General features: G+C 68.0%; 3 protein-coding genes, 1 tRNA gene and 2 rRNA genes (1 of these 6 cut by a window edge). 1 reads left to right on the top strand and 5 read right to left on the bottom strand.

The features are described 5' to 3' along the window. Positions 1-281 precede the first annotated feature (281 nt). Both DDQ41_RS24210 and DDQ41_RS24205 read right to left on the bottom strand, forming a co-directional pair. A complete protein-coding gene (locus tag DDQ41_RS24210; RefSeq protein WP_109296364.1) occupies positions 282-962 on the bottom strand; it encodes a response regulator in 681 nt (226 codons plus the stop codon). A gap of 306 nt (positions 963-1,268) precedes the next feature. Next, entirely contained in the window at positions 1,269-6,767 is a 5,499-nt protein-coding gene (locus DDQ41_RS24205; RefSeq protein WP_109296363.1) for a HAMP domain-containing protein, read from the bottom strand. Positions 6,768-7,039: 272 nt separating this feature from the next. Between DDQ41_RS24205 and DDQ41_RS24195 the strand changes: the two genes are divergently transcribed. Further along, positions 7,040-9,694 carry a SpoIIE family protein phosphatase gene (locus DDQ41_RS24195; RefSeq protein WP_109296361.1) on the top strand — a complete coding sequence of 885 codons (2,655 nt, stop codon included), beginning with the start codon at positions 7,040-7,042 and terminating at the stop codon, positions 9,692-9,694. Between the two features lie 62 nt (positions 9,695-9,756). Here DDQ41_RS24195 and DDQ41_RS24190 read toward each other — a convergent pair. The 3 genes from DDQ41_RS24190 to DDQ41_RS24180 all read right to left on the bottom strand — a co-directional run. Next, positions 9,757-9,829: transfer RNA gene (locus tag DDQ41_RS24190), tRNA-Thr, on the bottom strand. A 232-nt stretch (positions 9,830-10,061) separates the two neighbouring features. Next, positions 10,062-10,178 (bottom strand): 5S ribosomal RNA (rrf, locus tag DDQ41_RS24185). Between the two features lie 104 nt (positions 10,179-10,282). Continuing rightward, positions 10,283-11,743, bottom strand: a 23S ribosomal RNA gene (locus DDQ41_RS24180); it runs 1,659 nt beyond the window's last position.

The raw sequence follows: 11,743 nt of genomic DNA, 5'->3' as shown, positions 1-11,743 counted from the left end.
GGCGGCCACCAGTGCCGTTCCCGGCGGACCTCGGCCGGCCGCGGCGCCGGCCCGGTGACCGCAGCTTCCTGCCGGGGAGGGGCAGCGCCCTGCGTTCCCTGGCTCTCCCCTCCGGCTCCCCGAGCCCCCGGGGCGGGCACGGGGTCCCACCGGGTCCAGGCCCCGGCTCCGGGCCAGGCCCCGGCTCCGGGTCGGGGTCCGGCTCCGGGTCGGGGTCCGACTCCGGGGAAGGCCTCAACCGCCGGGGTCGTCGCCGGCCGGGAGGGACTTCCCAACCCGCCCTAGCTCTGCGACGGAAGCGTGGGCGAACCGGCACCCGCGCCGGGCTCCAGCGCGTCCAGCGCCCTGCGCAGTCCCGTGAGTTTGCGTTCGAGGTGGGCCGCCGTGGCGACGGCCGCCGCGTCCGTGGACTCGTCGTCCAGTTGCTTGGAGAGCGCCTCGGCCTGCTCCTCCACCGCCGCGAGCCGCGCGGACAGTTCGGCGAGGAGCCCCGCGGGCTCCTTGGCGTCGCCCGCGCCGTGCCCGCCGCCCTCCAGCTGGAGCCGGAGCAGGGCCGCCTGTTCGCGCAGCTGGCAGTTCTTCATGTAGAGCTCGACGAAGACCGACACCTTCGCCCGGAGCACCCAGGGGTCGAACGGCTTGGAGATGTAGTCCACCGCGCCCGCGGCGTACCCGCGGAAGGTGTGGTGCGGGCCGTGGTTGATCGCGGTGAGGAAGATGATCGGGATGTCCCTGGTCCGCTCCCGGCGCTTGATGTGCGCAGCGGTCTCGAATCCGTCCATTCCCGGCATCTGGACGTCCAGCAGAATGACCGCGAAGTCGTCCGTCAGCAGCGCTTTGAGCGCTTCCTCCCCTGACGATGCCCGCACCAGCGTCTGATCGAGCGCGGAGAGGATGGCCTCCAGCGCCAGCAGATTCTCCGGCCGGTCATCGACCAGGAGGATCTTGGCCTTCTGCACCATGCCTCGCCCTCCTCGCCCCGGCTTGGGTTCCCCCCGGCTCGATGAGCCGGCGGGGACACCGGGCGCCGCCCCGAGGGACGACTCCCTTGCGCCGCCCGTCCTTGTGCCGGTCATGGTAGCCGCACCCCGCCCGTCGCCACACCCTGTCACCGCGATGTCACTGTGCACGAAGCGGAAACGCGGTGGGAGACGAGAAGGTTCCCCGGATCCCGCCTCCCCACACTCCTCCGCGCACGGCCGGTCGGCGATTCACAGGAATCCGTACGGTCCGCAATCAGACCGTGATGTGCAGGTGGGCGACCATCGTCACTTTCCGCGCATCCACTGTTCCATCACACCGAGAAGATGATCGGGATCGACCGGCTTGGTGACGTAGTCGGAAGCTCCCGATTCGATCGCCTTCTCCCGGTCGCCCTTCATCGCCTTCGCCGTGAGCGCGATGATCGGCAGCCCGGCGAACTGCGGCATCCTGCGAATCGCCGTCGTCGTGGCATAGCCGTCCATCTCGGGCATCATGATGTCCATCAGTACGACCGTCACATCATCGTGCTGCTCCAGCACTTCGATACCCTCCCGCCCGTTCTCCGCGTACAGCACGGACAGGCCGTGCTGCTCCAGCACGCTGGTGAGCGCGAAGACATTGCGGATGTCGTCGTCGACGATCAGCACCTTCTCGCTGTGGAACGCGTAGGTGCGGCGCGGCTCCGGGGCGGGCTCCTGCGGAGACTGCCCCGTCCAGGACTCCTGCCCGGAGCCCGACGCCGCCGTGGGCTGCCCGGGCAGCGCGTTCCGCAGGTCCGCGGCCCCCAGCGCCTTGCGCCGGCGGCGGAACAGCATTCCGCCGCCGGTACCGTTCGGCTCCCCTGCCGAGGGTTCCCGCGCACCCAGCGGATGCTCGGCCGCCCTCATGTCGCCCAGCACGGGAGCCTGCGCCTCGGCACCGGGCACGAGCTGCGGGTAGCCCTGCGGCGGCAGTTCGCTGGGGTGCAGCGGCAGGTACAGCGTGAACGTCGAACCGCGGCCCGGCTCGCTCGCCGCGTGGATCTCGCCCCCGAGCAGCCGGGCGATCTCCCGGCTGATCGACAGCCCCAGACCCGTACCGCCGTACTTGCGGCTGGTCGTGCCGTCCGCCTGCTTGAACGCCTCGAAGATCACCTTCATCTTGCTGGCCGCGATCCCGATACCGGTGTCCGTGACCGAGAAGGCGATCAGGTCGCCGTCGGCGTCGCGCAGCGAACCGGCCTCCAGCAGCTGCTCGCGGATCGACTGCGGCACATCGGCGCTCGCCGGCCGGATCACCAGCTCGACCGCCCCGGTGTCGGTGAACTTCACCGCGTTCGAGAGGAGGTTGCGCAGCACCTGCAACAGCCGCTGCTCGTCCGTGTGGAGCGTCGCGGGCAGCTCCGGCGAGACCCGCACCGAGAAGTCGAGCCCCTTCTCCACCGTGAGCGGCCGGAACGTCGCCTCCACGTAGTCGACGAGCTGCACCAGGGCGATACGGGTCGGACTGACGTCCATCTTGCCCGCCTCGACCTTCGACAGATCGAGGATGTCGTTGATCAGCTGCAGCAGGTCGGACCCCGCCCCGTGGATCGTCTCGGCGAACTCCACCTGCTTCGGCGTCAGGTTGGTGTCCGCGTTGTCCGCCAGCAGCTTGGCCAGGATCAGCAGCGAGTTGAGCGGGGTCCTCAGCTCGTGCGACATGTTCGCCAGGAACTCGGACTTGTAGCGCATGGAGACCGCGAGCTGCTCGGCCCGCTCCTCCAGCACCTGCCGCGCCTCCTCGATCTCGGTGTTCTTCACCTCGATGTCGCGGTTCTGCTGGGCCAGCAGCTCGGCCTTCTCCTCCAGTTCGGCGTTGGAGGACTGCAGCGCCTTCTGCCGGTTCTCCAGTTCCTCCGAGCGCTCTTGCAACTGCTCGGTCAGCTCCTGGGACTGCTTGAGCAGCACCTCGGTCTTGGTGTTCACGCTGATGGTGTTGACGCTGGTGGCGATCATCTCGGCGATCTGGTTGAGGAAGTCGCGCTGGATCTGGGTGAACGGGTGGAACGACGCCAGCTCGATCACGCCGAGCACCTTGCCCTCGAACAGCACCGGCAGCACGATCACATGCGCCGGAGAGGCCTCGCCGAGGCCCGACGAGATCTTCAGGTACCCCGGCGGGACATTGACCTGGATCGTCCGCTTCTCCTCGGCCGCCGTGCCGATCAGGGTCTCCCCCGGCCGGAACGAGGTGGGCATCAGCCCCGCGGAGTAGCCGTAGCTGGCGCGCATCACCAGTTCGTAGGAACTCTCACCGCCCGAGCCGAGCTCGTCCCCGCCACCCGTCGGCAAGGCCAGGAAGAAGGCGCCGTGCTGCGCCGAGACCACCGGTGTCAGCTCGCTCATGATCAGGGAGGCGACGTCGTCGAGGTCCCGGCGGCCCTGCATCAGACCTGAGATACGGGCCAGATTGCCCTTCAACCAGTCCTGCTCCTCGTTGGCGAGGGTGGTGTCGCGCAGGTTGGCGATCATCGTGTTGATGTTGTCCTGAAGGACCTGGATCTCGCCGGCCGCGTCCACGTCGATCTTCAGGTTGAGGTCGCCGCGGGTCACCGCGGTGGCGACGGCGGCGATCGCGCGCACCTGCCGGGTGAGGTTCCCGGCCATCTCGTTCACGGACTCCGTCAGGTCCCGCCAGGTGCCGTCCACGTCGCGCACCCGGGCCTGACCGCCGAGCATGCCGTCCGTGCCCACCTCCCGGGCCACCCGGGTGACCTCCTCGGCGAACGAAGACAGCTGGTCGACCATCGTGTTGATGGTGTCCTTGAGGTCCTGGATCTCGCCCCGCGCGTCAATGTCGATCTTCTTGGTGAGATCGCCCTTGGCGATGGCGGTGGTGACCGTCGCGATCTGCCGCACCTGACCGGTCAGATTGGACGCCATCGAGTTCACCGACTCGGTGAGGTCCTTCCAGGTTCCCGCGACGCCCGGCACCCGCGCCTGACCGCCGAGGATGCCCTCGGTGCCCACCTCACGCGCCACCCGCGTGACCTCCGCCGCGAACGACGACAGGGTCGTCACCATGGTGTTGACGGTGTCGGCGAGTTCCGCGACCTCGCCGCGGGCCTCGACCGTCACCTTCTTCGTCAGGTCGCCGGTGGCGACCGCCGAGGACACCCGGGAGATGTTCCGCACCTGGCTGGTGAGGTTGTTGGCCATCAGGTTGACGTTGTCGCTGAGGTCCTTCCAGATGCCGGTGACACCGCGGACCCGGGCCTGACCGCCGAGGATGCCCTCGGTGCCCACCTCGCGCGCCACCCGCGTGACCTCGTCGGCGAAGTTGGAGAGCTGGTCCACCATCGTGTTGACGGTCGTGACCAGCTCCAGGATCTCGCCCTTGGCATCGACCGTGATCTTCTTCGACAGATCGCCCTTGGCGACCGCCGTCGTCACCTCGGCGATGTTGCGCACCTGGCTGGTCAGGTTGTTCGCCATGAAGTTGACGGACTGGGTGAGGTCCTTCCAGGTGCCGGAGACCCCCTGCACCTCGGCCTGACCGCCGAGGATGCCCTCGGTACCCACCTCGCGCGCCACCCGCGTGACCTGCTCGGCGAACGACGACAGCTGGTCGACCATCGTGTTGATGGTGTTCTTCAGCTCCAGGATCTCGCCCCGCGCGTCCACATCGATCTTCTGCGACAGATCACCCCGCGCCACCGCCGTGGCGACCTGGGCGATGTTGCGGACCTGCGCCGTGAGGTTCCCGGCCATGCCGTTCACCGAGTCCGTCAGGTCCCGCCACACCCCGGCCACGCCCGGCACCTGCGCCTGACCGCCGAGCCGCCCGTCCGTGCCCACCTCCCGGGCCACCCGGGTCACCTGCTCCGCGAACGCCGAGAGCTGGTCGACCATCGTGTTGATGGTGTTCTTCAGCTCCAGGATCTCGCCCCGCGCGTCCACATCGATCTTCTGCGACAGATCACCCCGCGCCACCGCCGTCGTCACCTGCGCGATCTGGCGCACCTGCGAGGTGAGATTGCCGGCCATGAAGTTGACGGAGTCGGTGAGTTCCTTCCAGGTGCCGGACACCCCGTCGACCCGGGCCTGGCCGCCGAGCCGGCCCTCCGTCCCCACGTCCCGCGCCATGCGCGTCACCTGGTCGGCGAACGAGGACAACTGCGCCACCATGGTGTTGACGGTGTTCTTCAGCTCGAGCATCTCGCCCGCGACGTCGACCGTGACCTTCTGCGACAGATCGCCGTTCGCCACCGCCGTCGTCACCTGCGCGATGTCCCGCACCTGGCCGGTGAGGTTGCGGAACGCCGTGTTCACCGAGTCGGTCAGGTCCTTCCACGTGCCCGCCGCGCCCGGCACCGCGGCCTGACCGCCCAGCCGGCCCTCGACACCGACCTCCCGCGCCACCCGGGTCACCTCGGAACCGAACGACTGCAACTGGTCCACCATGGTGTTGACGGTGTTCTTCAGCTCGAGCATCTCGCCCGCGACGTCGACCGTGACCTTCTGCGACAGATCGCCGTTCGCCACCGCCGTCGTCACCTGCGCGATGTCCCGCACCTGGGTGGTGAGGTTGCGGAAGACGGTGTTGACGGAGTCGGTCAGGTCCTTCCACGTGCCCGCCGCGCCCGGCACCTGGGCCTGACCGCCGAGCAGGCCCTCGGCACCGACCTCGCTGGCCACCCGGGTCACCTCGGAACCGAACGACTGCAACTGGTCCACCATGGTGTTGACGGTGTTCTTCAGCTCGAGCATCTCGCCCGCGACGTCCACCGTGACCTTCTGCGACAGATCGCCGTTCGCCACCGCCGTCGTCACCTCGGCGATGCCCCGCACCTGCGAGGTCAGATTGCCGGCCATCGTGTTGACGGAGTCGGTGAGGTCCTTCCAGACACCGGCGACACCCGGCACCGTCGCCTGACCGCCCAGCTCGCCCTCCGTACCCACCTCACGGGCGACCCGGGTCACCTCCGAGGAGAACGAGGACAGCTGGTCCACCATGGTGTTGACGGTGTTCTTCAGCTGGAGCATCTCGCCGGCGACATGCACGGTGACCTTGCGCGACAGGTCCCCCTTGGCGACCGCCGTCGTCACGAGGGCGATGTCACGCACCTGGGCCGTCAGCCGGTACGCCATGGTGTTCACGGAGTCCGTGAGGTCCTTCCATGAACCGGACATGCCGCGCACCTGGGCCTGCCCGCCGAGCTTGCCCTCGGTACCGACCTCCAGTGCGACCCGCGTCACCTCGTCGGTGAAGGCGGACAGCTGGTCCACCAGGTTGTTCACCGTGCGCGCGACCTTCAGGAACTCGCCCCGCAGCGGCCGCACCGCCCCGCCCGCACCGTCCGCCGCATGCGACCGCAGTTCCATGCGGTGCTCCAGGTCGCCCTCCGCCACCGCCGACAGCACCCGGCCCACCTCGGACACCGGGCGCGCGAGATCGTCCACCAGCTCGTTGGACGCCTCGATCGCGGCGGCCCAGGAGCCCTCGCAGGCGCCGGGGTCCAGCCGTTCCGTGAGTTTTCCCTCACGGCCCACGACACGCCGGACACGCGCGAGTTCTCCCGTCAGATGCAGATTGCGGTCGGCGACCTCGTTGAAGACGGCGGCGATCTCGGCCATCACGCCGTCACCGGAGACGGTCAGCCGCTTGCGGAAGTTCCCGTCCCGCATGGCCGACAGAGCGGCCAGGAGCCGGTTCAGCGCCGCGGTGTCGACCGGGGTCGTCCCCCCGCGTGACTGATTCCTCCGGGACTGTCCGCCTTGTGCGCGCGTGCCCTCGCCACGCGCCGTTGCACCAGACTCCACCGTGTCCCTCCCGCAGGGGTCGACCGTCTTACTCGGGCTGTCTCAGGAAGCTTGCCCAGTGTTTCACCGCAGCCGAACCAGGCCATAACAGTTCGGCAGCTTCGCATAGCGTCCCCACCCCTGTAGGGCGGAAACGGCGGTGACCGGCATCCGCTCGGACAGCGAAGGTAAGTAACCTGGCATCCGGCTGTCCAACCGCCCCGGTCGCCCGGCGGGGGGCGGCGTGTCGCAAGGACTACCAGACCGGGCACCGGGAGGGGCGGACATCGACCATGGCCGAGCCGGGCGTCGAAGCGCGCACGAGGAGTTCCGAGATCACCGCACGGGCGGCTGCCAGCTTCGACCCGGTCGGGCGGTCGGTGGCCACGGCGCGCGCGTTCGTCCGCGACACCCTCCAGGGCTGGGGGCACTCCGACGTCGTCGACGACGCCGTCGTCCTCACCAGTGAACTCGTCACCAACGCGGTGATCCACGCGGGGACCGCCGCGGATGTGCTCTGCCTGCGCACCGCGGAGGGCGTGCGGGTCGAGGTGGCCGACCGCTATCCGGAACGCGAGATCCCCATGCAGGGGGGCAGCAGAGCCGTCGTCCACCCCGACCGGGAGAACGGACGCGGACTGCTGCTCTGCGCCGCCCTCGCCTCCCGCTGGGGCGTCGAGTACACACCGACCCGCAAGCACGTCTGGTTCCAACTCGACCTTCCGCAGCGCACCGTGGGCACCCGGTCGGCGGGCCCGGTCCTCCCGGTCGGCCTCCTTCCCGTCGCCGACGAGCGCGTCCGTGTCGCCGTCGTCCAGATCGACCGCAACGGTGCCGTCGGCTCCTGGAACGACGACGCCGAGCACCTCTTCGGGTACGCGGCGGACCAGGTGGTCGGCAAACCACTCGGCGACCTCGCCGCCTGGCCGCAGACACCCGGCATCGGCACCGGCCTCGCCGAGGCGCTGCGGCTCTCCCGCTGGGAGGGCAGCTACGGCATCCGCGGTACGGACGGCCGGGTCGTCCCCGTCTACGCCTCCCACCTCCGCGTGCGCGACACCCAGGGTGAGGCGTCCACCGTCTGCCTGCTGGTGCGCGACTACGAGCGGGCCGTGCTCCAGACGCCGACGCGCGCGCCCGCGGCGGACGGCGCCGGCCACGACCGCCGCAGCGCCGATCCCTTCGAGGTCTTCATCGGCTCCCCGGCGCCGGACGACCTCGACGGCCTCCTCCAGCGCACCGTCGAACGCGCCCGCGACATGCTGGACGGCGACGCGGCGTTCCTCCTCCTGGCCACCGACGACGAGACGGAACTCGAGGTGCGGGCCACCACCGGGCTCCCCTCGGCCCGCCAGCGCTTCGCCCGGGTCCCGGTCGAGGCGGGCACCGGCCGGTACGGCTCGGCCCGAATGCCCGCCGTCCACGAGGACCTCACCTCGGTCCCGGGTGCCGTCCCCCTCCTCGGCGGTACCGGCATGCGTTCCGTCGTCACCGTCCCGCTGAAGGTCGAGGGCAGGCTCACCGGCTCCCTGGGCGTCGCGGCCGAGGCCGCCGGCCGCTACTCCAACGAGGAGGCGCTGCGCCTGCAGTTCGCCGCCGACCGCATCGCGCTCGCCGTCGAATCGGCGAGGCTGGGCGAGCTGGAGCGGCTGCGCCGGGGCTCCCTCAGCTTCCTCGTCGAGGCCTCGGACCTGCTGGCCGGTACGCTCGACCGCGACCAGACGCTGGCCCTGATGGCGCAGATGACGGTGCCGACGCTCGCCACCTGGTGCGCCGTCTACACGATCTCCGACCAGTCCTCCGAGCCGTACCTGTCGTACGTCCTGCACGAGGACGAGGACCGCATCGACGGCCTCAAGGCCCTGCTCTCCAAGATCGAACCACCGGACCCGGTCCCGACGCCCGGCGCCCGCGTGTGGACCGCCCCGGCCCACACGGCACACCAGGCCGCTCTGCGCACCTCCATGCGTGAACTCGGCCTCGGTGCCGCCCATCTGTCGTCCGGCATCGGCACCACTCTCGCCACGGCCTCGGCGGTCGGCGGCGAGACCGTGGTCCTCCCCCTCGTCGCCCGCAACCGCGTCATCGGGATGCTGACACTGGGCAAGCCGTCCGACGACCACTTCCGGCAGGAGATCCTGGAACTGGCCGAGGACCTGTCCCGCCGGGCCGCCCTCGCCCTGGACAACGCCAGGCTCTACTCCGAGCGCACGGCCATCAGCCAGTCGCTGCAGCGCAGCCTGCTGCCGCCGGGCCTGCCGCAGGTACCGGGCGTGGAGGTGGAGGTCATCTACCGCGCGGCCGGCGAGGGCAACGAGGTCGGCGGGGACTTCTACGACCTCTTCCCGATCCGCGACGGCGCGTACGGCTTCGCCATCGGCGATGTCTGCGGCACGGGCCCGGAGGCGGCCGCGGTCACCGGACTCGCCCGCCACGCCCTGCGTCTGCTCGCGCGGGAGGGCTTCGGCGGTCCGGCGGTGCTGGAACGGCTCAACGCGGCCATCCTCGACGAGGGTTCCCGCAGCCGCTTCCTCACTCTGCTGTACGGCGAACTCTGGCCCCAGGAGGACGGCTCGGCGCTTCTGAAGGTCGTCTGCGCCGGGCATCCGCTGCCGCTGCGGCTGCGCCAGAACGGCTCCGTGGAACCCGCGGCCGAGCCGCAGCCGCTGCTGGGGGTGATGGAGGACCTGGAGCTGTACGAGCAGACCGTCACCCTCGATCCGGGCGACGTGCTTCTCTGTGTCACCGACGGCGTCACGGAACGGCGTGAGGGCACCCGCATGCTCGGGGACGACGGTCTGACCGATGTCCTGACGACCTGTACGGGCCTGACGGCCGGGGCGGTCGCGGCACGTGTCCTCCGCGCGGTCGAGCGTTTCGCCGCCGAGCCGGCCTCGGATGACATGGCGATCCTCGCGATGCGCGTCCCGGAGCCGCACGGAGGCTGACGCGGCGACGCGGAATCGGTGCAGGCCCCCAGCCTTTCGGCTGGGGGGCCTGCACCGTGCGGAGCCCCCAAACGGAATCGAACCGTTGACCTTCTCCTTACCATGGAGACGCTCTGCCGACTGAGCTATAGGGGCCTGTTGCCTGATAGCGGTCCTCCGCTCGGCAACGGAATGAAGCATACCCCGAACTGACGTGTGCTCCCAACCAGCCAGGGATGGCTACCTGAGTCAACGTCAGTGGACGTCCGCGGACATCCGCCTGCGCGGCCGGCCGGACGAGGCTCTTCGAGCCATGCCGTACGGAGCAGTGGTCCGACAACGCGGAAAAGCCCCGGGCCGTAAGGCCCGGGGCTTCCCCTCAACAATCGTTCGGCAGTGTCCTACTCTCCCACAGGGTCCCCCCTGCAGTACCATCGGCGCTGAAAGGCTTAGCTTCCGGGTTCGGAATGTAACCGGGCGTTTCCCTAACGCTATGACCACCGAAACTCTATGAAAAAATCGAACCAGCCGACCAGCACCCCACCACCGGCGGTATACGGTCTCGGCATGTTCGTTACTTCAGAACTAACACAGTGGACGCGAGCAACTGAGGACAAGCCCTCGGCCTATTAGTACCGGTCAACTCCACCAGTCACCTGGCTTCCATATCCGGCCTATCAACCCAGTCGTCTACTGGGAGCCTTACCCCATCAAGTGGGTGGGAGCCCTCATCTCGAAGCAGGCTTCCCGCTTAGATGCTTTCAGCGGTTATCCCTCCCGAACGTAGCCAACCAGCCATGCCCTTGGCAGGACAACTGGCACACCAGAGGTTCGTCCGTCCCGGTCCTCTCGTACTAGGGACAGCCCTTCTCAAGACTCCTACGCGCACAGCGGATAGGGACCGAACTGTCTCACGACGTTCTAAACCCAGCTCGCGTACCGCTTTAATGGGCGAACAGCCCAACCCTTGGGACCGACTCCAGCCCCAGGATGCGACGAGCCGACATCGAGGTGCCAAACCATCCCGTCGATATGGACTCTTGGGGAAGATCAGCCTGTTATCCCCGGGGTACCTTTTATCCGTTGAGCGACGGCGCTTCCACAAGCCACCGCCGGATCACTAGTCCCGACTTTCGTCCCTGCTCGACCCGTCGGTCTCACAGTCAAGCTCCCTTGTGCACTTACACTCAACACCTGATTACCAACCAGGCTGAGGGAACCTTTGGGCGCCTCCGTTACCCTTTAGGAGGCAACCGCCCCAGTTAAACTACCCATCAGACACTGTCCCTGATCCGGATCACGGACCCAGGTTAGACATCCAGCACGACCAGAGTGGTATTTCAACGACGACTCCACCTGAACTGGCGTCCAAGCATCACAGTCTCCCACCTATCCTACACAAGCCGAACCGAACACCAATATCAAACTGTAGTAAAGGTCCCGGGGTCTTTCCGTCCTGCTGCGCGAAACGAGCATCTTTACTCGTAGTGCAATTTCACCGGGCCTATGGTTGAGACAGTCGAGAAGTCGTTACGCCATTCGTGCAGGTCGGAACTTACCCGACAAGGAATTTCGCTACCTTAGGATGGTTATAGTTACCACCGCCGTTTACTGGCGCTTAAGTTCTCAGCTTCGCCCCACCGAAATGGAGCTAACCGGTCCCCTTAACGTTCCAGCACCGGGCAGGCGTCAGTCCGTATACATCGCCTTACGGCTTCGCACGGACCTGTGTTTTTAGTAAACAGTCGCTTCTCGCTGGTCTCTGCGGCCACCCCCAGCTCACCGAGTAAATCGGATCACCAGGCGTGGCCCCCCTTCTCCCGAAGTTACGGGGGCATTTTGCCGAGTTCCTTAACCATAGTTCACCCGAACGCCTCGGTATTCTCTACCTGACCACCTGAGTCGGTTTAGGGTACGGGCCGCCATGAAACTCGCTAGAGGCTTTTCTCGACAGCATAGGATCATCCACTTCACCACAATCGGCTCGGCATCAGGTCTCACCCACATGAGAGACGGATTTACCTATCTCTCGGGCTACACCCTTACCCCGGGACAACCACCGCCCGGGCT

This window comes from Streptomyces spongiicola (assembly GCF_003122365.1).
GTDB lineage: Bacteria > Actinomycetota > Actinomycetes > Streptomycetales > Streptomycetaceae > Streptomyces > Streptomyces spongiicola.
The sequence above is the reverse complement of the archived record's forward strand: the minus strand, read 5'-3'. Positions and strand labels throughout refer to the sequence as shown.

Coding starts and splice junctions, on each gene's coding strand:
- DDQ41_RS24210 (WP_109296364.1), bottom strand. CDS start 962: ATGGTGCAGAAGGCCAAGATCCTCCTGGTCGATGACCGGCCGGAGAAT.
- DDQ41_RS24195 (WP_109296361.1), top strand. CDS start 7,040: ATGGCCGAGCCGGGCGTCGAAGCGCGCACGAGGAGTTCCGAGATCACC.